19 protein-coding genes and 3 tRNA genes are annotated in these 20,827 nt (G+C 71.4%); 13 read left to right on the top strand and 9 right to left on the bottom strand.

Translation table 11 applies throughout. The features are described 5' to 3' along the window. Positions 1 to 26 precede the first annotated feature (26 nt). From AACH10_RS14705 to AACH10_RS14680, 6 genes are all read right to left on the bottom strand, one after another. Positions 27 to 413 (bottom strand): DUF805 domain-containing protein, encoded by a 387-nt coding sequence (locus AACH10_RS14705; protein ID WP_341411198.1) that lies wholly within the window; start codon positions 411 to 413, stop codon positions 27 to 29. A 14-nt stretch (positions 414 to 427) separates the two neighbouring features. After that, positions 428 to 1,765 carry a patatin-like phospholipase family protein gene (locus tag AACH10_RS14700; RefSeq protein ID WP_341411197.1) on the bottom strand — a complete coding sequence of 446 codons (1,338 nt, stop codon included), beginning with the start codon at positions 1,763 to 1,765 and terminating at the stop codon, positions 428 to 430. A gap of 87 nt (positions 1,766 to 1,852) precedes the next feature. Then, positions 1,853 to 3,133: a benzoyl-CoA 2,3-epoxidase subunit BoxA gene (gene boxA, locus AACH10_RS14695; RefSeq protein ID WP_341411196.1), complete on the bottom strand. Its 1,281-nt coding sequence runs from the start codon at positions 3,131 to 3,133 to the stop codon at positions 1,853 to 1,855. Between the two features lie 166 nt (positions 3,134 to 3,299). Continuing rightward, the gene (boxB, locus tag AACH10_RS14690) at positions 3,300 to 4,727 is read right to left on the bottom strand and encodes a benzoyl-CoA 2,3-epoxidase subunit BoxB (protein ID WP_341411195.1); all 1,428 of its coding nucleotides are present in this window, start codon (positions 4,725 to 4,727) and stop codon (positions 3,300 to 3,302) included. A 36-nt stretch (positions 4,728 to 4,763) separates the two neighbouring features. Beyond that, on the bottom strand, positions 4,764 to 6,422 hold the full coding sequence (boxC, locus tag AACH10_RS14685; RefSeq protein ID WP_341411194.1) for a 2,3-epoxybenzoyl-CoA dihydrolase: 1,659 nt from the start codon (positions 6,420 to 6,422) through the stop codon (positions 4,764 to 4,766). Between the two features lie 133 nt (positions 6,423 to 6,555). Next, on the bottom strand, positions 6,556 to 7,491 hold the full coding sequence (locus tag AACH10_RS14680; RefSeq protein WP_423228610.1) for a helix-turn-helix transcriptional regulator: 936 nt from the start codon (positions 7,489 to 7,491) through the stop codon (positions 6,556 to 6,558). Between the two features lie 92 nt (positions 7,492 to 7,583). Between AACH10_RS14680 and AACH10_RS14675 the strand changes: the two genes are divergently transcribed. Continuing rightward, positions 7,584 to 8,057, top strand: coding sequence for a 4-hydroxylaminobenzoate lyase (locus tag AACH10_RS14675; RefSeq protein ID WP_341411192.1), 474 nt, complete (start codon positions 7,584 to 7,586; stop codon positions 8,055 to 8,057). Beyond that, positions 8,054 to 8,869, top strand: coding sequence for an alpha/beta fold hydrolase (locus AACH10_RS14670; RefSeq protein ID WP_341411191.1), 816 nt, complete (start codon positions 8,054 to 8,056; stop codon positions 8,867 to 8,869). The genes AACH10_RS14675 and AACH10_RS14670 overlap by 4 nt, the downstream gene beginning before the upstream one ends. Before the next feature lie 25 nt (positions 8,870 to 8,894). Here AACH10_RS14670 and AACH10_RS14665 read toward each other — a convergent pair whose 3' ends face one another. Further along, on the bottom strand, positions 8,895 to 10,997 hold the full coding sequence (locus AACH10_RS14665; protein ID WP_341411189.1) for a serine/threonine protein kinase: 2,103 nt from the start codon (positions 10,995 to 10,997) through the stop codon (positions 8,895 to 8,897). 63 nt (positions 10,998 to 11,060) lie between these two features. Then, a complete protein-coding gene (locus AACH10_RS14660; RefSeq protein ID WP_341411188.1) occupies positions 11,061 to 12,197 on the bottom strand; it encodes a hypothetical protein in 1,137 nt (378 codons plus the stop codon). 92 nt (positions 12,198 to 12,289) lie between these two features. Here AACH10_RS14660 and gph point away from each other — a divergent pair, with 92 nt between their 5' ends. Beyond that, on the top strand, positions 12,290 to 12,949 hold the full coding sequence (gene gph / locus AACH10_RS14655) for a phosphoglycolate phosphatase (RefSeq protein ID WP_341411187.1): 660 nt from the start codon (positions 12,290 to 12,292) through the stop codon (positions 12,947 to 12,949). A gap of 28 nt (positions 12,950 to 12,977) precedes the next feature. Here the strand turns inward: gph and AACH10_RS14650 are convergent, their stop codons facing one another. Then, a complete protein-coding gene (locus AACH10_RS14650) occupies positions 12,978 to 13,625 on the bottom strand; it encodes a chalcone isomerase family protein (protein ID WP_423228609.1) in 648 nt (215 codons plus the stop codon). Between the two features lie 518 nt (positions 13,626 to 14,143). Here AACH10_RS14650 and trpE point away from each other — a divergent pair. The 10 genes from trpE to AACH10_RS14600 all read left to right on the top strand — a co-directional run. Beyond that, positions 14,144 to 15,619, top strand: a complete 1,476-nt coding sequence (gene trpE / locus AACH10_RS14645) for an anthranilate synthase component I (protein ID WP_341411186.1) — start codon at positions 14,144 to 14,146, stop codon at positions 15,617 to 15,619. A gap of 18 nt (positions 15,620 to 15,637) precedes the next feature. Beyond that, the gene (locus AACH10_RS14640; protein WP_341411185.1) at positions 15,638 to 16,228 is read left to right on the top strand and encodes an aminodeoxychorismate/anthranilate synthase component II; all 591 of its coding nucleotides are present in this window, start codon (positions 15,638 to 15,640) and stop codon (positions 16,226 to 16,228) included. Continuing rightward, on the top strand, positions 16,228 to 17,283 hold the full coding sequence (ltaE, locus tag AACH10_RS14635) for a low-specificity L-threonine aldolase (protein WP_341411184.1): 1,056 nt from the start codon (positions 16,228 to 16,230) through the stop codon (positions 17,281 to 17,283). Before AACH10_RS14640 ends, ltaE begins: the two co-directional genes overlap by 1 nt. A gap of 16 nt (positions 17,284 to 17,299) precedes the next feature. Further along, positions 17,300 to 18,334: an anthranilate phosphoribosyltransferase gene (trpD, locus tag AACH10_RS14630; protein ID WP_341411183.1), complete on the top strand. Its 1,035-nt coding sequence runs from the start codon at positions 17,300 to 17,302 to the stop codon at positions 18,332 to 18,334. Between the two features lie 19 nt (positions 18,335 to 18,353). Continuing rightward, positions 18,354 to 19,151: an indole-3-glycerol phosphate synthase TrpC gene (gene trpC, locus AACH10_RS14625; RefSeq protein ID WP_341411182.1), complete on the top strand. Its 798-nt coding sequence runs from the start codon at positions 18,354 to 18,356 to the stop codon at positions 19,149 to 19,151. Between the two features lie 56 nt (positions 19,152 to 19,207). Further along, entirely contained in the window at positions 19,208 to 19,969 is a 762-nt protein-coding gene (locus tag AACH10_RS14620; RefSeq protein ID WP_423228618.1) for a uracil-DNA glycosylase, read from the top strand. An 80-nt stretch (positions 19,970 to 20,049) separates the two neighbouring features. Continuing rightward, positions 20,050 to 20,135, top strand: a tRNA-Tyr gene (locus AACH10_RS14615). A gap of 66 nt (positions 20,136 to 20,201) precedes the next feature. Continuing rightward, positions 20,202 to 20,275 (top strand) — tRNA-Gly (locus AACH10_RS14610). A 68-nt stretch (positions 20,276 to 20,343) separates the two neighbouring features. Beyond that, positions 20,344 to 20,418 (top strand) — tRNA-Thr (locus tag AACH10_RS14605). A gap of 53 nt (positions 20,419 to 20,471) precedes the next feature. Further along, positions 20,472 to 20,827: GTP-binding protein (locus AACH10_RS14600; RefSeq protein ID WP_341411180.1), on the top strand; the 356-nt coding region annotated here is incomplete at its 3' end.

The raw sequence follows: 20,827 nt of genomic DNA, 5'->3' as shown, positions 1-20,827 counted from the left end.
CCCCTGCGCGGCGCAGGCGGGCGCGGTCACATGCGTTCAGGCCCGGCCGGCGGCACCGGCCCGTGGGCGTTGGGCCCGGGCGTGCCGCGGCGCAGCGCCAGCACCAGCAGCGCGACGGTGCCCAGCACCGGCACCGCAGCCAGCAGCAACCACCAGCCGCTGCGGCCGGTGTCGTGCAGCCGGCGGATGGCCACACCCACCGCCGGCGGCAGCATGGCCAGCGCGAACAGCGTGGACAGCAGCGCCACCCCGCCGCCGTGGCCGCGGCTGCCGGCTTGGCCCACCACGGCGTCGATCACCGTCAGGTAGACCGAGATCAGGCCGTACAGGCCCATGAAGCACCAGTACTCGCGACGCCGCGCACGGCCCTGCCACACGGCATAGTGGCGCACGGCGTGGAGAAACCAGTCCATGGCGCGCCGGTCCGTCAGGGCAGCACGATGTCGGGCGGCGCGGTGATCACCGGCAGCGGCTGCGTGTCGTCGCCGCTGTAGGCGGCGGCCGTGGCGGCCTCGGGCGCCCCGGGCGCGGCGGTCGCGGCAGGCCGGCGCGGCACCCGCACCGCGGGCCAGGCGAAGAACTGGTGGACCTCGTCGGCGCGCGCCATCGTGTCGGCTTCGCCCAGCGCCATCAGCTCGCGCGTGAACGGCGCCTCGAACAGCAGGTAGCTGGCCAGTGCGGCGCCGCGCGCATCGGGGCCCACGCCGCCCACGCCCACGCCGCGCAGCAGCGCGCGCACCGGCGTCGGCAGGTTCTCGAGGTGGCGCGTGGCGATGTCGTCGATGCGCTGGCTGGGCGAGATCACCAGCGACTCCACCGGCCGCAGCGGCGTGTCCTGCCGCACATGGTCGGGCAGCAGGGCCAGCGTGCGGTTGATGCGCTGCATGCGCTCGATGTCCACCGTCAGCGCATCCAGGAAGATGCTGGACATCGCGTGGCCGGCGATCTGCGCCAGGCTGGGGTAGTCGGCGTCGGGGTGGCGGGGCGCCTGGGCGGGCGGCTCGTGCATGCGCCCGGCGCCGATGATCAGCAGCCGTTCAGCCCCCAGGTGGATGGCCGCCGACAGCGGCGCGCTCTGGCGCATGCTGCCGTCGCCGTACCAGCCGGCATGGCCGCCCGGCCCGTGCACGCGCGCGGCCGGAAAGATGAAGGGGATGGCCGACGAGGCCAGCAGGTGTTCGACACCGATCTCGTCGATCTGCAGCGCGATGCGCTGCGAGCGCAGCCAGGGCTCGATGCGCTGGGCCGCGCTGTAGAAGGTGACATGCTCGCCGGTGGAGTAGCTGGAGGCTGTGACCGCCAGCGCATGCAGCTGCCGCTGCTGCAGCAGCCGGGGCAGGCGCTGCAGCGGCACGGCTTGGCGCAGCAGGTCGGCCAGCGGCGCGTTGTCCAGCAGCGAGCGCGGGCGCAGCTTGCGCCAGCGGGCGATCAGCCAGCCGGCCGACAGCATCGTGAGCCAGCGCGCGCCGGTGCGCAGCACGCCCAGGGCGTCGGCGCGGTAGACCTGGTCGGCGCTGAAGTTCTCCCACACCCGCGCCAGCACCTCGACCGCACCTTCGAAGGTGTCGGCATGACAGGCCAGCGACGCGGCATTGATCGCGCCCGCCGAGGTGCCGGTGATGATGCCGAAGGGGTTGCTCAGCCGGGCGCGGTGGCGCAGCCGCTCGCGGCGCAGCCGGGCGATGGCGCGCAGCACGCCCACCTGGTAGGCGGCGCGGGCGCCACCGCCGCTGAGCACCAGACCGGTGAGCGGGGTTTCGACCATGGCCCGAATGTAGCGGGCCGTCCCCGACGTGTGATCAGGGAAAAATGCTGCAAAACGCACGCAGACGGGCTGCCGCGCGCGCCGCGTTCAGTAGGTTTCCAGGTGCAGCCGGCCTTCGCGCTTGAGCGTGGCGCCCACCGTGTCCCATTCCAGCCCGGCGCCATGGGCGATGTCGCGCAGCGCCAGCACCACCCCCTCTTCCATGGCCTTGAGGCCGCAGACGTAGAAGTGCGCGAGCGGGTCGGCCAGCAGCGTGGCCAGGTCGGCCGCACGCTCGCGCATGGCGTCCTGCACGTACTTGCGCGGCTGGCCATTGCGGCCGTTCATGCGGCTGAAGGCGAAATTGATGTCGATGAAATCCTTGGGCAGGCTCTGCAGCGGGCCGAAGTAGGGCAGCTCCTGCTGGCTGCGCGCGCCGAAGAACAGCATCAGCCGGCCGCCCTCGAACTGGGCGGACTGCCGCTGGCGGCGGCGCCACTCGGTCATCGCCCGCATCGGCGCGCTGCCGGTGCCGGTGCAGATCATCACGATGTGGCTCTTCGGGTGGTTGGGCATCAGGAAGCTGGTGCCGAAGGGCCCGATCACCTGCACCGTGTCGCCCACCTTCAGGTCGCACACGAAGTTGCTGGCCACGCCGCGCACCGGGCGGCCCTGGTGGTCCTCCAGCACGCGCTTGACGGTGAGCGACAGGTTGTTGTGCCCGGGTCGCTCGCCGTTGCGCGGGCTGGCCACGCTGTACTGGCGGGCATGGTGCGGCCGGCCGTTGGCATCGGTGCCGGGCGGCACGATGCCGATGCTCTGGCCTTCCAGCACCGGGAAGGGCAGCGCGCCGAAGTCCAGCACGATGTGGTGCGTGTCGTACTCGGTGCCGACCTCGGTGACGCGCAGGTTGCCCGCCACCGTGGCGGTGATGAAGGGCTGCGCGGCCTTGGGGCCGTAGAGGTTGGTGTACGGGTGCGCGGCGCTCCACGGCGGCAGCGTGGCGCCGTAGCTCGCGGCCTGGAACGGCGCCTGGCCGGTGGCATCGGCCACGGCGGCCGGGGCTTCGGCGGGTGCGGCCTCGACCGTTCCCGCGCCAGCCTCGGCCAGCTGCTCGGCGCTCAGTTCGGCCGGCAGGCTGTCCCAGCCCAGCTGCTCGTCCAGCGTGTAGGCGCGCGCTGCCGGCATGCGCCGGTAGTTGTCGATCGAGCCGGTGGGGCAGGGCGAGATGCAGGCGTTGCACCAGTTGCACTTGGCGGCATCGACCACGTAGTTGCGGCTGTCGTGCGTGATCGCGCCCACGGGGCACATGGTCTCGCAGGTGTTGCAGCGGATGCAGATCTCGGGGTCGATCAGGTGCTGCTTGATGACGGTGACGGCCATGTCCATGGTGCGCGGTATCCAGGGCAGAGGATCAACCCAGCGGCCGCCGCGGAACCGGCTTTGCCGGGCCGCTGGCGGCGCCCCCTTGAGGGGGTAAGCGGGACGAACAAGCGTCCAGTGGACGCTTGTTGGCCGGCGAACGGCTTGCCCGCTTCGGGGGTGGGTCAGTTCTTCAGTTGAAGCGGACGTACTCGAAGTCGACCGGCTGGCGGTTGATGCCGAGTGCCGGCGGCGCGATCCAGTTCGCGAACTTGCCGGGCTCGACCACGCGGCCCATCAGGCTGGCAACGAAGGCGCGGTCGGTGTCGCTGGGCAGCCAGTCTTCCACCTTGGCGTTCCACTCGTGGTCGGTGATCACGCGGCCCTCGGGCGAGACCTTCACGCCCGACAGCGTGCCGATCTGGCGGTGGAAGGCCTTGTGCGGCACCTTCAGCTTGAACGGGATGCCGGCCTTCTCGATGACCTTGTTCCAGCGCTCGACGCCACCGATGGAGTCCTTGATGTAGTCGTCGCGCAGCACCTCGTTCAGCGCGTTGAGCATCGGCACTTCCTTCTCGGTCAGCTGGCCGCCCTGCACTTCCAGCACGCGGTAGGTGCTGCCCTTGAGGATGTGGTCGTCCAGGCGCTTGCCTTCCTCGAAGCGGCCCTTCAGGCCCGACGAGTAGAAGGTGGCGGCATTGCTGCTCTGGTCGGCGCCGAACAGGTCGATGGTGACGCTGAAGTGGAAGTTCAGGTAGCGCTGCAGCGTGGGCAGGTCGATCACGCCGGCGGCGCGCAGCTTGCCCGGGTCGTCGGTCTTCAGCTCGTTCATCACCTGGCAGGTGCGCTGGATCACGCGGCTCACGCCCGACTCGCCCACGAACATGTGGTGCGCCTCTTCGGTCAGCATGAACTTGGTGGTGCGGGCCAGCGGGTCGAACGCGCTTTCGGCCAGCGCGCACAGCTGGAACTTGCCGTCGCGGTCGGTGAAGTACGTGAACATGAAGAACGACAGCCAGTCGGGCGTCTTCTCATTGAAGGCGCCCAGGATGCGCGGGTTGTCCTGGTCACCCGAGCGACGCTCCAGCAGGGCCTCGCCTTCCTCGCGGCCGTCGCGGCCGAAGTACTTGTGCAGCAGGTACACCATGGCCCACAGGTGGCGGCCTTCCTCCACGTTGACCTGGAACAGGTTGCGCAGGTCGTACTGGCTGGGGCAGGTCAGGCCCAGGTGGCGCTGCTGCTCGACCGAGGCCGGCTCGGTGTCACCCTGCGTCACGATGATGCGGCGCAGGTTGGCCCGGTGCTCGCCCGGCACCTCCTGCCAGGCGTCCTCGCCCAGGTGGTCACCGAAGTGGATCTTGCGGTCCTTCTCTGCCGGGTTCAGGAAGATGCCCCAGCGGTAGTCGGGCATCTTCACGTGGCCGAACTGGGCCCAGCCCTGCGGATCGACGCTGACCGCGGTGCGCAGGTACACATCGAAGTTCTGCGAGCCATCGGGCCCCATGTCGCCCCACCAGTTCAGGTAGTTGGGCTGCCACTGCTCGAGCGCGCGCTGCAGCGTGCGGTCCTCGGCCAGATTGACGTTGTTGGGGATCTTCTCGCTGTAGTTGATGCTGCTCATGCTGTCTGCTCCACGTGGGTTTGAATAGACGCTTGCTTAGACGCGGTTCCAGTCGAAGGCGGCCTTGTCGCCTTTTCCGTAGACCTTCAATGCACCCTTTTCGCCAACGGCGTTCGGACGCTGGAAGATCCAGTTCTGCCAGGCCGTGAGGCGGCCGAACACGCGGGTGACCATGTTCTCCACGCCGTTGAAGCGCAGGTTGGCCTCCATGCCGGTCAGCGCGTCGGGGCTCATGGCCACGCGCTCCTCGATGGCGATGCGGGTCTCGTCGGCCCAGTCGATGTCGTCCGGGTTGCTGGTCACCAGGCCCAGCTTGAAGGCAGCATCGGCATCCAGGCTTTGGCCCAGCGTGGCGCGCACGGCGTCCATCGCCGGCGCCTCGTCGTAGAAGCGGCGCGCCAGGCGGCTCTGGCCGGTGGCCATCGGGTACAGGCCGAAGCTGGCACCGCTGACGGCGATCTTCGGCGTGGCGGCTGCGTCGTCGGGCAGCATCAGCATGTAGCTGCGGTCGCAGGCCAGGGCCAGCTCGAGGAAGGTGCCGGCGAAGCACGAGCCCGGCTCGATCAGCGCGAACAGGCTGCGCGAGCTGACATCCAGGCGGCTGAGCGTGCGGCGCAGGTGGCCGACCGTGGCGCGTACCAGCCAGTGGTCGCCGTGGGCGGCCAGGGTTTCGTCCATGGCCAGCACGGCGGCGGCGTCGCCCTGCGTCTTGATCAGCCAGGTGCCGATCTCGGGCTCGTTGGTGCGCATCTCCAGGATGGCGTCGTCCAGTTCACGGGCCAGCACCAGCGGGTACCAGGCGCTGCCGGCGGCCTCGATGCCGGCCACGTCGGTGGGCTGGGCGCCGGTGGGGCCCTTCACGGTCAGGCTGGCGGTGCGGCGGGCGCGGTCGATCTCGACCGTGACATGGCCGTAGCGCAGCGCATCGGCTTCCACCGTCTTGTTCAGCGGCCCCAGCGTCACGCCGGTGGCGTGGGTGGGGCGGTGGCTGGCGGCGGCCAGCTGGCGGGCGCGCTCCTGCACCTTGGCGGCGAACTGCGCGGGCTTGGCGATGTCGTCCACCAGGCGCCAGTCCTTGGCCTTCTGGCCGCGCACGCCCTCGGTGGTGGTGCAGAAGATGTCGGCCAGGTCGTGTCGCACCCTGCGCTTGTCGGTCACGCGGGTCAGGCCGCCGGTGCCGGGCAGCACGCCCAGCAGCGGCACTTCCGGCAGGCTCACGGCACTGCTGCGGTCGTCCACCAGGATGATCTCGTCGCAGGCCAGGGCCAGCTCGTAGCCGCCGCCGGCGCAGGCGCCGTTCACGGCGGCCAGGGTCTTGAGCCCGTCGTGGCTGGACGAATCCTCCAGCCCGTTGCGCGTCTCGTTGGTGAACTTGCAGAAGTTCACCTTCCAGGCGTGGCTGCTGACGCCGAGCATGAAGATGTTGGCGCCCGAGCAGAACACCTTGTCGCGGCTGCTCGTGACCACGAGCGTGCGCACTGTGGGGTGCTCGAAGCGCACGCGGTTGATGGCGTCGTTGAGCTCGATGTCCACGCCCAGGTCGTAGCTGTTGAGCTTGAGCTTGTAGCCCTCGCGCAGGCCGCCGTTCTCGTCCACGCCCATGGCCAGCGTGGCGATCTCGCCCTCGACCTTCAGCGTCCAGTGGCGGTAGCGGGAAGGATCGGTCTGGTAATCGACTCGGCTGGCTTGGCTCACGGAGGTCTCCTCAGCTGCGCGGCGGCAGGTGGGTTAGGCAGGATAGTGCGTTGATCTGAATTCAGTGCACGCAGTATGGTGCATGTTGTTGGGCGAGGTCAAGCAATTTGCTGCATGTGGGGGAATGGGCTGCTCAGCCCGGCGGCAGCGCCAGCGCCTGGCGCACCAGTTCGCGCAGCGCCGTGAAGCTGGGCTCCAGCGCCTGGGCGCTGGTGTCGAGCGTGAACTCGGCCTTGGAATAGAAGGCCGCACGCCCGGCCAGGATGCGCTTGAGGTCATCCATGGCCTCGGCGCTGGCGGCCATCGGGCGCATGTCGCCCTGGGCGGCCACGCGCTTCATGTGGTCTTCGGGGCTGGCCTGCAGCCACACGGTGGTGCAGTGGGCCAGCAGCAGGTTGAAGGTGGCGGGGTCGGACACCAGGCCACCGGGCGTGGCGATCACCGCCTCGGGGTAGATCTGGATCGCCTCTTCCAGCGCACGGCGCTCGTAGCGGCGGTAGGCGTTCTGGCCGTACAGCGCCTGGATCTCGCTGATGCTGCAGCCGGCGAACTTCTCGATCTCGCGGCTCAGTTCCACGAACGGGAAGCCCAGGTCGTCGGCCAGCAGCTGGCCCAGCGTGGACTTGCCCGCGCCGCGCAGGCCGATCAGCGCCACGCGCGGGCTGCGCCCGGCATTGCCGCCGCCGGTGCCCAGCAGCTCGCCCACGGCCACGCGCACGCGGCGCAGCGTGGCTTCGTCGCGGTGCTCCAGCAACTCGCGCAGCAGCAGCCACTCGGGCGTGGAGGTGGTGACGTCGCCGGTCAGCTCGGCCAGCGGGCAGTGCAGGGCCTGGGCCACCTGCTGCAGCACCAGGATGGAGGCATTGCCGATGCCGTATTCCAGATTGGCCAGGTGCCGCTCGCTGACCGCGGCGGCCAGCGCCACGGCCTTGCGCGTCATGCCACGGCGCGCGCGCAGGGCGCGCACCCGGTCGCCCAGGGCCACCAGGAACGGGTTCTTCTCTTCCGTGTCGGGGCCGGCGTCGGGGTCGCCGGCCATCGCCGCCTCATGAACTATCGTGCTTGACACCCGAACTCCTCGAACCTATCGTTGTTGGCACGCACAATAATTCATCTGATCTGGCGTCGCAAGCCGGATCGACAAGCTGCAAGGCCCGCGCGATGAGCACCACCCCCGACCAATTCCGCGCCCGGCTGGCGGCGCTGACCTCCCAGATCGCCGGCCGTCCGCTCGACGCCGCCCTCGACGCCTGGCTGAACGCCGAGCACGGCCCGGCCAGCGCCACCTGGCAGGCCCTGGCCGCCGACTGCGCCACCGGCGTGCGCGAGGGCTGGCTGTGCAACCGCGAGGGCGGTGGCATCCGTTATGGCCGCATCTTCAAGCCGGCCGATGACCTGCACGGCTTCTCGGTCGATGTGGTCGACATGGCCGACATCGCCGGCCCGCACCATGTGCATCCGCAGGGCGAGATCGACCTGGTGATGCCGCAGGACGGCCACGCCGCGCAGTTCGACGGCCGCCCGGCCGGCTGGGTGGTTTACCCGCCCGGCAGCGCCCACCGGCCCACGGTGAGCGCCGGCCGCGCGCTGGTGCTGTACCTGCTGCCGCAGGGGCAGATCGAGTTCACGCGGTGAGCCTGGCTGTCGGCGCGGGCCCGGGGCCGATCGAGTTCATCGACATCGCCTGGGCCGGCCGCCCGGTGCGCATCGAGCATCAGTGGATCGCGGCCGAGGATGCCGACGCGCCGTTGATCGTCTTCCTGCACGAGGGCCTGGGCTCGGTGGCGATGTGGCGCGACTTTCCGGCGCGGCTGTGCGCGGCCACCGGCTGCCGTGGCCTGGTGTATTCGCGCCCCGGCTATGGCCGCTCGACGCCGCGGGCGCCCGGCGAGGCCTGGCTGAACGACTTCATGCACCGCCAGGCGCACGAGGTGTTGCCGGCGCTGCTGGCGGCGCTGAAGGTCGACGCACCGTACTGGCTGTTCGGGCACAGCGACGGCGGTTCGATCGCGCTGCTGCATGCCGCACGCTGGCCCGAGCGCGTGGCCGGCACCGTGGTGCTGGCGCCGCACATCCTGGTGGAAGACGTCTCGGTGGCCAGCATCGCCCTGGCGCGCACGGCCTACGAATCCACCGACCTGCGCAGCCGCCTGGCCAAGTACCACGACGACCCCGACAGCGCCTTCTGGGGCTGGAACGACATCTGGCTGCACCCGGCGTTCCGCGCCTGGGCCATCGCCGACGAACTGCCCACGCTGACCGGCCCGCTGCTGGCCATCCAGGGCCTGGACGACGCGTACGGCACGCTGGCCCAGATCCGCGGCATTGCCGAGCGCTGCCCGCAGACGCGCCTGCTGGAACTGCCGGCCTGCGGCCATTCGCCGCACAAGGACCAGCCGCAGGCGGTGATCGACGCGGTGGAGGCCTGGACGCGCGGCGCCGTCTGACCTGGCGGGCGCGGCGGCGGCCGCGTCAGCGCGGCTCGTTGCGCTGCTCGGCCTCGCGCCGCAGCTTCACGCACTCGGGGTGGTTGCGCAGTTCGGGCACGCGGCTGCACTGGCGCTCGATGCAGGCCCAGCGCGCGATCAGCACGCGGCCCTCGCAGCGCTCGCTGGGGCTCAGCACCCGGGCCTTCATGACCATGGGTTCACCGTCGGGGTCGGCCTCAGCGGCCACCGGCGCGGGCGCGGGGGCCGCGGCGCGGGGCGGTGGTGTCACCGCGGCGGTGGGTGTGCCCTGGCGTGAGGCGCCCGCCGAGGGGCCGGCGGCCGCCGGGTTCACCGACGGGGCGGGTGCGGTTGTGTGCGGCGCAGGCGCTGCCGCGCTGGTGGTGCCCGCTGCGGTGGCCGTGCCGGTGGCGGGTGTGGCGGGGGATGTGGCGGGGGATGTGGCAGCGCCAGGGTGTGAGGCCGTGCCCGGGCTGGGCGGCGGCGGCAGCATCGGCCAGCGGTAGGCGCCCGACGCCGCGGCGGCAGGTGCCGTGGGCGCGGCGTTGCCCGGCCGGTTGGCAGCGCCCGCCGTGGCGGGGCTGGACGGCCTGGGCGTGGTGGCCGCAGGGCTGGGGCCGGCCGGGACTGCACCCGGCGCGCTGGCCATCGCCGGCGGTGCCGTGGCACTGGCCTGCGGCCCGGGCCCCTCGGCGGTGGCCAGCGGAGCCGAGGCTGGCGCCGGGGCCTCCGCAGGGCTGCTGGCGGCCACCGGCACGGCCTGCGGCGCCGGGCCCGACCGCCACAGCGTGCCCAGCGCCAGAGCCACGAGCACGCCCGCGCCCACCAGGGCCGGCAGGCGCCAGCCCAGGCTGCGGCGCGGTGGCGTGGGGACGGCGCTGGCCGGGGTGGCGGCGGGTGGATCCACCGGGGGGGCCGCGTCGAGTGGGCGGCTCGCCGGGGCCGGGGGCGGCGCTTCCTCGGTGGTGGTGCGGTCGGTGCCGGGCGACGCGGGTGCCCGGCCATCGATCCAGATTTCCGGGGCGGCGGTGGCCGGTTCTGCCACGGCCGTGGGTGCCCAGGCCTGCGCGTCGGGCTGCTCCGGGCCGGTGGCGCGCCCATCGGCGGGCGGCGCGTCGGGGGGCGGGCTGGGCGGCGGCGCGCTGGACGGCGGCGCGCTGGACGGCGCCGGCCCGCCGCGGCGCATCAGCTGCGTGCGCTCGAAGGGCTCGTCGGCCGCGGGTGGCTCGCGGCGGCCGGCCAGCGCGTCGACCAGATCGGCCACCTGATGGGGACGGTCGGCGGGCCGCGGCTGCAGCATCCAGTCGATGCAGCGCAGGAAGCGCTCGCTGCAGCCCGGCAGCGCCTGCCGGGCCAGCGGCGGCATGTCGTCGTGCACCGTGCGCGTGGTGGCGGGGGGTGGCGCGCGGCCGACCAGCAGGTAGTGCACCGTTGCACCCAGCGCGTACAGGTCGGTCCATGGCCCCTGCTTGACCGCGCCGGCCTCGCCATATTGCTCGATCGGCGCATAGGCCGGCTTCAGGATGGCGGTCAGTGCCATGCTCTTGTCGCCGATCACGCGGCGCGCGGCGCCGAAGTCCAGCAGCACCGGCCGGCCGTCGGGCTCGATCAGCACGTTGTCGGGCGAGATGTCGCGGTGGTACACGCCCTCGCGGTGCAGGCGCGCCAGCGCCCCCAGCAGCGGCTCGACGATGGCGCGCAGCCAGGCCTCGTCCGGCGGCTCGCGCAGCGCGCGGCGCACCTGCTGCAGGTTCTGGCCGGCGTAGTAGGGCATGGCCATGTAGGCCGTGTGGTGCGCTTCCCAGTAGCGGTGCACCTTCACCAGCGACGGGTGGTCGAAGCGCGCCAGCAGCCGCGCCTCGTTGACGAAGCTGCGCAGCCCCAGCGAGAAGCTCTCGGCGTTGGCCTGCGACAGCACCGCCACCTCCAGCGTCGCCGGGCTGCGCCCGGCCAGCGAGCCGGGCATGTACTCCTTGATCGCCACCTCGCGCTCGAGCGCGTGGTCGAAGGCCAGGTAAACGATGCCGAAGCCGCCGACGCCCAGCACGCGCCGGATCTCGAACTCACCCAGCCGGGTGCCGCGCGGCAGTGCGCTGGGCGGATCGGCGTCGGGCAGGGCGGCGGGCATGGCCCGGGCAGGATAGCAGCCGCCCTGCGCGGGCCAAGCGCCGGATCGGGGGTGCCGGCCGGCTCAGCGCGCCGCGCGGGCGGCCTTCAGCGCGTCGGCAATCGCCTGGTTGGCGGCGGCCACGGCGTACAGCAGGGTGCGGGCGGTGGCCGGGCCGTCCAGCTCCAGCCGGGCGTCCACGCGCGGCGCCTCGCCGGGCGCCACGCCCAGGCGGCGGCCCAGCGCCAGCAGGGCCTGCAGCGGATCGGCCGCGCCGCCGCCAGCGCCTGCCATCCCGGCGGCATCGGTGGGCGCCGGCACCAGCCGGCCGAACTCGGGGGCCAGCACCAGGGCTTCGGCCAGCGTCACCTGGGCCAGCTGGGCATGGGCCTGCACCAGGGCCGACTGCGGCGCCGGCACCAGTTCCATCCACGGCGACAGCGCCGGGCCGCCGCCGGCGAAGCTGCTGCGGCGCTCGCCGGCGGGATCCAGCCCGCCCAGGTTGACGGCGATCGCCAGCGACAGGCCCTCGATGCCCTGGGTGGCGAAGGCCACGCGCGCGGCCAGGTTGCCGGGGTTCAGGCCGGCGGGCAGGCGCGGCACGATGCCCATGCCCGTGGGGGCCAGCACCAGGTAGCGGTGCTGCGCGTCGTTGCCGGCTGATTCCACCAGCACCGGCTGGCCCGGCGTGCTGGCCGGCGCGCTGGCCTCATACACCGCGCCGGCACTGCCGAGCAGGCGGTCGATGTCCTCGGGCTGCACGCCGGCGGCGGCCAGCCGGGCCTGCAGGTCGGCCCAGGCGCGGTCGGTCAGCGCCTGCAGCGCGCCGATGTCGGGCTGTGCGGCAAAGGCCAGCCGCGCGCCCTGGGCGCCCACGCGCCGGCCCAGCACCCGGCCGTCGACGGCGGGCGCGGGCGCCTCGCCGCCCACCTCCACCAGCAGCTGGTACTCGGCGATGTAGAAGCGCTTGCCCTGTAGATCGAGGCGGCCGCTGGTGCGGGGCGAGGGCATGGCCGCGCCCACCGGCCGGGCGAGCGCGCCCGCCACGGTGGCCGGCGCCAGCGGCTGCAGCGTGCGCGGTGCAGGGGTGGCCGGCTGTGCCCAGGCCGCCGCGATGCCCGCCCACAGCGCCGCCACGGCCAGCGCACGGGCCAGACGGCGGCTGCGGCGGGCCCGGCGCGGGCCGTCAGCCAGCGGTGCAGCACACAGGGGAGAAGGCACGGACATCGGCGCCGATGCTACGTCAGCGCCTGGGCTACAGTGCCGGCCCGTTGTCACTCGCGCCCGGCCGGCCGTGCCGGGTGCCCGCACCGATGTTCGCACCCCTGCAAGCCGCCATCGTCGATCTGGATGGCACCCTGGTCGACACCGTCGGCGACTTCGAACTCGCCCTGAACCGCACGCTGGCCGATCTGGCGCTGCCGGCGGTGGACCGCGCGTTCATCGAGCGCACCGTCGGCAAAGGCAGCGAGCACCTGATCCGCAGCACGCTGGCCCATGTGGGCGCCGATGCCGCGGCGCTGGCCGAGCCGGCCTGGCAGCACTACCAGCGCCACTACCTGGCGATCAACGGCCAAGCCTCGCGGGTCTACCCCGGCGCGCTGGAAGGCCTGCAGCGCCTGGCCGATGCCGGCCTGAAGCTGGCCTGCCTGACCAACAAGCCGGGCGCCTTCGCCCGCCCGCTGCTGGCGGCCAAGGGGCTGGACCGCTTCTTCAGCCAGGTGTTCGGCGGCGACGCCTTCGCCCGCAAGAAGCCCGATCCTCTGCCGCTGCTGGAGACCTGCAAGGCCCTGGGCACCGCACCGGCGCACACGCTGATGCTCGGCGACTCGAGCAACGATGCCCAGGCGGCGCGCGCCGCCGGCTGCCCGGTGGTGCTGGTGAGCTATGGCTACAACCACGGCCAGCCGGTGCAGGCGGCCTCGCCCGATGCGGTGATCGACCGCATCGACGCGCTGCGTTGGCCGGCCTGACGCGTCACCCGGCGTCGCGGCAGCCGCGTCAGCCGGCGCCCTGATGACTGGTCGGGGGCTTGCCCAGCAGCGCGTCCTTCAGCAGGTGATCGGCGGGCGACTTGCCCAGCCAGATGCGCAGCAGGCCGTTGAAGAACTCGGGCTCGGGGATCGGCTCGTTCATCGGCTTGCCGTTCACGCGTACCACGGTGCCGGCGCCCGGCGTCCAGTCGACGCTGAACTGGTCGCCGGCCACCAGCTTCTTCTTGGCCGCGAAGATCTCGGCCAGCCGGATGGTGCCGGGGATGCTGCGCGCGAACTCCTCGCGTGGCGAGTTGTCCTGCATGCCGCGGGTGAACAGCTTGCCCAGTTCGTTGGCGTCGATGTCGCGCAGCATCACCACCTGCACGCGCTTGGGGCCGCCGGCGGCCAGCACCGCCTCGGTGGTGGGCGCCTTGGCCGTGAGGTACAGGCCTGCGGTGTAAACCTTGAACACCGCCTTGTAGCGGATGCCGGCGCCGTTGAGCTGCAGCACGCTGCCGCCCAGGCTGAGCTGCGGCTCGTAGCGCACGCCGGCGGTGTCGAAGTTCTGGGCCCAGGCGCCGGCAGGCAGCGCGACCAGGCCACACAGCGCCAGTGCGGCGGCGAGCCCCCGGGTCAGCGGGCGCAGGGCGGCGGGGCGGGCAGATCGGGGCACGGAACAACTCCTCGGGAGGCGACGCGAACGCGGCATGACGCAGCGCCCGCCCCGGTACGCAGGCGAACCGGGCGGGCGCCGAATGTAGCTTGAGTGATAAATGTGACACAGGCCCGGATCACGGGGGGAATTCCCCGCCCCGTTTCCCCGTCTCTGGCCGGGCGGCGGATCGCGCACCGCACCGTGGTCCGGCGCCGACGCGGACAGCGCCACGGTCACCGGCCGGTCAGAAAGCCGCTGCTACACTCGCCGCCATGTTCATCGCGCGCACTCAGACCAAAGGGTCGGCCGACCGGGGGGCTTGGCCCTGGCGACGCTCGTCCGCCTTCGTCTGACACCTGCCCGCCGGCCGGCGCGCCCTGGCACCCCGCTGCCCCTGCGCCCGCGCCTCACGGCCCACCGCCCGGTGGCGCCTTTTTGCAGCAATTGCAAGCCGCGCCGCCTGAACCGCCCAATCCCGCCTGGCCACCGATGGCGCACCTTTCGCGCCCGTGGCCGGCCCGCTGGAGGCCTGATCCGTGATCACCGAACTCGAATTCCAAAGCCTGGCCGCCCAGGGCTTCAACCGCATTCCGCTGCTGACCGAAGCCTTCGCCGACCTGGAAACCCCGCTGTCGCTGTACCTGAAGCTGGCCGGCGGCGCCAAGCACAGCTTCCTGCTCGAATCCGTCGTCGGCGGCGAGCGCTTCGGCCGCTACAGCTTCATCGGCCTGCCGGCGCGCACGCTGCTGCGCGCCACCGGCTTCGTCACCGAGGTCGTCACCGACGACCGCGTGGTCGAGCGCCACGAGGGCAATCCGCTGGACTTCATCGAGTCGTACCAGAAGCGTTTCAAGGTGGCGCTGCGCCCGGGCCTGCCGCGCTTCTGCGGTGGCCTGGCCGGCTATTTCGGCTACGACGCGGTGCGCTTCATGGAGCCCAAGCTGGCCAAGGTGCAGAAGGACGGCGGTCTCGACACCCCCGACATCCAGCTGCTGCAGACCGAGGAGCTGGCGGTCATCGACAACCTGTCGGGCCGCCTGTACCTGATCGTCTACGCCGACCCCGGCCAGCCCGAGGCCTACTTCAAGGCCAAGCGCCGCCTGGCCGAGCTGGCCGACAAGCTGCGCTATTCGGTCACCGCGCCGCAGGTCAAGCGCGGCGCCAGCCACAGCGTCGAGCACGAGCTGACGCAGGCGCAGTACGAGCGCATGGTCGAGCGCACCAAGGAATACATCGCCGCCGGCGACTGCATGCAGGTGGTGATCGGCCAGCGCCTGAAGAAGCGCTTCACCGAAAGCCCGCTGAGCCTCTATCGCGCGCTGCGCTCGCTGAATCCCAGCCCGTACATGTACTACTACGACATGGGCGGCTTCCAGATCGTCGGCGCCAGCCCCGAGATCCTGGTGCGCGAGGAGGCCACGCCCGAAGGCCAGAAGGTCACGATCCGCCCGCTGGCCGGCACCCGCCCGCGCGGCGCCACGCCCGAGAAGGACGTGGCCCTGGCCGCCGAACTGCAGGCCGACCCCAAGGAGCGCGCCGAGCACCTGATGCTGATCGACCTGGCGCGCAACGACATCGGCCGCATCGCCAAGACCGGCACGGTCAAGGTCACCGAGGCTTTCGAGATCGAGCGCTACTCGCATGTGATGCACATCGTCAGCAACGTCGAAGGCCTGCTGAAGGATGGCATGACCAACATGGACGTGCTGAAGGCCACCTTCCCGGCCGGCACGCTGAGCGGCGCGCCCAAGATCCGCGCGATGGAGATCATCGACGAGCTGGAGCCCGTCAAGCGCGGCATCTACGGCGGCGCCTGCGGCTACCTGAGCTTCGCCGGCGACATGGACGTGGCCATCGCCATCCGCACCGGCATCGTGCAGAACAACACCCTGTACGTGCAGGCCGCGGCCGGCGTGGTGGCCGATTCGGTGCCCGCGCTGGAGTGGAAGGAAACCGAGCACAAGGCGCGCGCCTTGCTGCGCGCGGCCGAGCTGGTCGAAGAAGGTTTCTGAGGAAGAAGGAGAACGACCATGCTGTTGATGATCGACAACTACGATTCCTTCACCTTTAATCTGGTGCAGTACTTCGGTGAGCTGGGCCAGGACGTGCGCGTGATCCGCAATGACGAGATCACGGTCGACGAGATCGGTGCGCTCAAGCCTCAGTACCTGGTGCTGTCACCGGGCCCCTGCTCGCCGGCCGAGGCCGGCGTTTGCGTGCCGGCCATCCAGGCCTATGTCGGCAAGCTGCCGATCCTGGGCGTGTGCCTGGGCCACCAGAGCATCGGTGCGGCGCTCGGCGGCCACATCGTGCGCGCCAAGGCGCAGATGCACGGCAAGGCCGATGTGCTGACCACTGACCAGCAGGGCGTGTATCGGGGCCTGCCCAAGCAGTTCAACGTCATCCGCTACCACTCGCTGGTGATCGAGCAGGCCACCTGCCCGAAGGAACTGGTGGTCACGTCCACCAGCGCCGACGGCGAGATCATGGGCGTGCGGCATCGTGATCTGGCCGGCACCGACAACCCGCTGGAAGGCGTGCAGTTCCACCCCGAGAGCATCCTGTCGGAGCACGGCCACGCGATGCTGCGCAACTTCCTGCAACTCGGTCGGGGCGCCTGATGAGCAGCGTCGCCTACGGATCCGGCACCAACACTCGGGCCGCCGGCCCGGTGGTGGATCTGCGCAGCGACACGGTGACGCGGCCTACCGCGGCCATGCGTGCCGCGATGGCCGCCGCCGAGGTCGGCGACGACGTGTTCGACGACGACCCCACGGTGCATGCGCTGCAGGCGCGCATCGCCGGCCTGCTGGGCAAGGAGGCGGCGCTGTTCATGCCCAGCGGCACGGCCAGCAACCTGTGCGCGCTGCTGACCCATGGCACGCGCGGCGACGAGTACCTGGTCGGCCAGCTGGCCCACTGCTACCGCTACGAGGGCGGCGGCGGTGCCGTGCTGGGCGGCCTTCAGCCGCAGCCGATCGCGATGCGCCCCGACGGCACGATGGACCTGGCCGACATCGCCGCGGCCATCAAGCCCGACGACGAACACTTCGCCCGCACCCGCCTGCTGTGCCTGGAGAACACCTGGAACGGCAACGTGCTGCCGGCGGGCTATGTGGCCGAGGCCACCGCGCTGGCCCACGGCCGCGGCCTGGCCACGCACTTGGACGGCGCGCGCCTGTTCAATGCCGCCGTGGCCTCGGGCGCCGCGCCAGCGGATCTGGCGCGCGGCTTCGACACGGTGAGCGTGTGCTTCAGCAAGGGCCTGGGCGCGCCGGTGGGCTCGGCCCTGGTCGGCCCGGCCGACTTCATCGCCCGCGCGCGGCGCTGGCGCAAGGTCACCGGCGGCGGCATGCGCCAGGTGGGCCTGCTGGCGGCTGCGGCGCTGCACGCGCTCGATCACCATGTCGATCGCCTGGCCGACGACCATGCCCGCGCTCGCCGTCTGGCCGATGGCCTGAGCGGCCTGCCGGGCCTGACCGTCACGCCGCCGCAGACCAACATCGTATTCGCCAGCGTGAGCGGCGACCGTGGCCCCGCGCTGCTGGCCCACCTGGCCGCACGCGGCGTGTTGGCCACCGGCCTGATCGGCCTGCGCTTCGTCACCCACCTTGATGTCGACGATGCCGGCATCGACCGCGCCGTTGCTGCGGTGCGCGAATTCCTGCTGTCCTGACCCGGAGATCCACGCCATGCCGATCAGCAACACCGAAGCCCTGACCCGCGTCATCGAGCACCGCGAGATCTTCCACGACGAGATGCTGGCGCTGATGCGCCGCATCATGCAGGGCGAGATGTCGCCGGTGATGATCGCCGCCTTCGCCATCGGCCTGCGCGTCAAGAAGGAGACGGTGGGCGAGATCGCCGCCGCCGCCCAGGTGATGCGCGAGTTCGCCACGCCGGTGGCGGTGGCCGACCGCACGCACCTGGTCGACATCGTCGGCACCGGCGGTGATGGCTCGCACACCTTCAACATCTCCACCGCGTCCACCTTCGTGGCCGCCGCCGCGGGCGCGCGCGTGGCCAAGCATGGCGGGCGCAGCGTGTCGTCCACCTCGGGCTCGGCCGATGTCATCGAGGCGCTGGGCGCCCGCATCGATCTGAAGCCCGAGCAGGTGGCCGCCTGCGTCGCCGAGACCGGCATCGGCTTCATGTTCGCGCCCAACCACCACGCGTCGATGAAGCATGCCGCGCCGGTGCGCAAGGAGCTGGGCGTGCGCACCATCTTCAACATCCTGGGGCCGCTCACCAACCCGGCCGGTGCCGCCAACACGCTGCTGGGCGTGTTCCACCCCGATCTGGTGGGCATTCTGGTGCGCGTGCTGCAGCGCCTGGGCGCCGAGCATGCGCTGGTGGTCTACGGCATGAACGGCATGGACGAGATCTCGCTGTCCGGTGAAACGCTGGTGGGCGAGTTGAAGGACGGCGAAGTGCGCGAGTACGTGGTGCATCCCAGCGACTTCGGCCTGCCGGTCTACGACAGCCGCGTGCTGCGCGTGGCCAACCGCGACGAGTCGGTGCAGTGCATCCAGCGTGCGCTGGCCAACGAGGACGGCCCGGTGCGCGACATCGTGCTGCTCAATGCCGGCGCGGCGCTGTACGCCGCAGGCGTGGCCGCCAACGTGGCCGAAGGCGTCAAGCGCGCCCGCGAGGCCGTGGCCTCGGGCGCGGCCATGGCCAAGCTGAGCCAGTTCGTCGCCGCCACCCAGCGCCTGGCCGGCGCCTGATTCCCGGAGCACGAAGCCCATGTCCGACATCCTGAACAAGATCGTCGAGGTCAAGTGGACCGAGGTGGCCGCTGCCCGCGCCGTCGAGTCCGAGGCCGCGCTGCGCGCCCGCGCCGACGAGGCCAACCGCGCCAACCCGCCGCGTGGCTTTGCCGCCGCGCTGCAGGCCAAGGTGGCGGCCGGGCGGCCGGCCGTGATCGCCGAGGCCAAGAAGGCCAGCCCCAGCAAGGGTGTGATCCGCGCCGATTTCCGCCCCGCCGACATCGCCGCCAGCTACCAGCGTGGCGGCGCGGCCTGCCTCAGCGTGCTGACCGACCGCCCGTTCTTCCAGGGCTGCACCGAATACCTGCAGCAGGCCCGCGCCGCCTGCGCGCTGCCGGTGATCCGCAAGGACTTCCTCGTTGACCCCTACCAGGTGCTGGAAGCCCGGGCGATGGGCGCCGATGCCATCCTGCTGATCGCCGCCTGCCTGAGCGACGCGCAGATGGCCGAACTGGAAGCCTGCGCCATCGAACTGGGCCTGGATGTGCTGGTCGAGGTGCACGACGGTGACGAGCTCGAGCGCGCGCTGCGCCTGAAGACGCCGCTGGTCGGCATCAACAACCGCAACCTGCGCAGTTTCGAGGTCTCGCTGGACACCACGCTGGGCCTGCTGCCGCGCGTGCCGGCCGACCGGCTGCTGGTCACCGAATCGGGCATCCTGGGTCCGGTCGACGTGCACCGCATGCGCGAGGCCAACGTCCACGCCTTCCTGGTCGGCGAGGCCTTCATGCGCGCAGGCGACCCTGGCGCTGAACTGGCACGGCTGTTCGCGTGAGCCGCCGCGCGCCCGCGGCGGGGCAGGGCCGGCTGTTCGACGATGCGTCCGCCGCCATGCCGGCCGCGGCGGCGCTTGCGCAGCCGAACGACAACCGGCTGCTCGAGCCCATCGATGCGCTGCTGGCGCGCGCCGAGGCCGAATTGGGTGACTGGGCGCCGGTGATCCGCGCTTGGGCCGACTCCCCCGACGGCCAGGCTCTGCAGCGCCACATCGCCCAGCGCCAGGCCGCCGGTGCGGTGATCTACCCGGCCGATGTGTTCCATGCGCTGCGCCTGACGCCGCGCGCAGCCGTGCGGGTGGTCATCCTCGGCCAGGACCCGTACCACGGCGCCGGACAGGCGGAAGGCCTAGCCTTCTCGGTGCCGGCGGGCCAGCGCATCCCGCCCAGCCTGCGCAACATCGACGTCGAACTGCAGCGCGACCTGGGGCTCCCGGCGCCTGCTCACGGCCACCTGGCGGCCTGGGCGCGCCAGGGCGTGCTGCTGCTCAACACCACGCTCACCGTCGAGGAGGGCCAGCCCGCCAGCCACGCCAAACGGGGCTGGGAGGCGCTGACCGACGCACTGATCCGCGCCACGGCCGCCGATGCGGGCGACAAGGCCTGCCTGCTGTGGGGGGCGCACGCGCAGGCCAAGGCCGCGCTGATCGACAGCGCCGGCGGTGGCCGTCACCGCGTGCTGTGCGCCAATCATCCGTCGCCACTGTCGGCCCGCCGGCCACCGGTGCCGTTCATCGGCTGTGGCCACTTTTCGGCGGCGCAGGCCTTCGTGGCCGAGCGTCACCCGGGCCGCCCGCCCCTGGACTGGCGACGCTGAGCGCGGCCGAAATCGCAGTCAACGCACGCAGTCATTGTTCAGTCGCAAAAACCCTGCTATAGTTCGAAGTTCTTCGCCACGGAGGGGTGCCCGAGTGGCTAAAGGGGGCAGACTGTAAATCTGTTGGCTTACGCCTACGCTGGTTCGAATCCAGCCTCCTCCACCAGTGCGAAGAACGCGTGGACCTTGATGTGCGGCATGCAATGCATGGCAAGTATCGGGGTTTGGCAAGGCGGGAGTAGTTCAATGGTAGAACCTTAGCCTTCCAAGCTAATGACACGGGTTCGATTCCCGTTTCCCGCTCCAGCGTTGTTTGGTTCTTTTGAGTCGATACCGGATTGCATCCGGCTGCCGGGTTCAGCCCAGTGTCGACTGCCCATGTGGCTCAGTGGTAGAGCACTCCCTTGGTAAGGGAGAGGTCGCGGGTCCGATTCCCGCCATGGGCACCACCCAATTCCCCTTTTTTCTTCATTTACCTGTTTGATCGCGAGGAGCGCGCAACATGGCAAAGGGCAAGTTTGAACGTACCAAGCCGCACGTGAACGTGGGCACGATTGGTCACGTGGACCATGGCAAGACGACGCTGACGGCGGCGATCACGACGATCCTGGCCAAGAAGTTCGGCGGCGAGGCCAAGGCCTACGACCAGATCGATGCGGCGCCGGAAGAGAAGGCGCGCGGCATCACGATCAACACCGCGCACGTCGAGTACGAGACGGCCAACCGCCACTACGCGCATGTGGACTGCCCGGGCCACGCCGACTACGTGAAGAACATGATCACGGGTGCCGCCCAGATGGACGGCGCGATCCTGGTGTGCTCGGCCGCTGACGGCCCGATGCCCCAGACCCGTGAGCA

The organism is Pseudaquabacterium inlustre, assembly GCF_038066595.1.
Classification (GTDB): Bacteria; Pseudomonadota; Gammaproteobacteria; order Burkholderiales; family Burkholderiaceae_C; genus Pseudaquabacterium; species Pseudaquabacterium inlustre.
This window is presented reverse-complemented; position numbering and strand designations above follow the sequence as displayed.

Bases quoted from the DNA above. Each gene is read 5' to 3' on its own strand.
- boxA (WP_341411196.1), bottom strand. From the start codon at position 3,133: ATGGACATGGCCGTCACCGTCATCAAGCAGCACCTGATCGACCCCGAG.
- AACH10_RS14665 (WP_341411189.1), bottom strand. From the start codon at position 10,997: ATGCCCGCCGCCCTGCCCGACGCCGATCCGCCCAGCGCACTGCCGCGC.
- ltaE (WP_341411184.1), top strand. From the start codon at position 16,228: ATGAGCAGCGTCGCCTACGGATCCGGCACCAACACTCGGGCCGCCGGC.
- trpC (WP_341411182.1), top strand. From the start codon at position 18,354: ATGTCCGACATCCTGAACAAGATCGTCGAGGTCAAGTGGACCGAGGTG.
- AACH10_RS14620 (WP_423228618.1), top strand. From the start codon at position 19,208: ATGCCGGCCGCGGCGGCGCTTGCGCAGCCGAACGACAACCGGCTGCTC.
- AACH10_RS14705 (WP_341411198.1), bottom strand. From the start codon at position 413: ATGGACTGGTTTCTCCACGCCGTGCGCCACTATGCCGTGTGGCAGGGC.
- AACH10_RS14700 (WP_341411197.1), bottom strand. From the start codon at position 1,765: ATGGTCGAAACCCCGCTCACCGGTCTGGTGCTCAGCGGCGGTGGCGCC.
- trpD (WP_341411183.1), top strand. From the start codon at position 17,300: ATGCCGATCAGCAACACCGAAGCCCTGACCCGCGTCATCGAGCACCGC.
- AACH10_RS14640 (WP_341411185.1), top strand. From the start codon at position 15,638: ATGCTGTTGATGATCGACAACTACGATTCCTTCACCTTTAATCTGGTG.
- AACH10_RS14675 (WP_341411192.1), top strand. From the start codon at position 7,584: ATGAGCACCACCCCCGACCAATTCCGCGCCCGGCTGGCGGCGCTGACC.
- boxB (WP_341411195.1), bottom strand. From the start codon at position 4,727: ATGAGCAGCATCAACTACAGCGAGAAGATCCCCAACAACGTCAATCTG.
- gph (WP_341411187.1), top strand. From the start codon at position 12,290: ATGTTCGCACCCCTGCAAGCCGCCATCGTCGATCTGGATGGCACCCTG.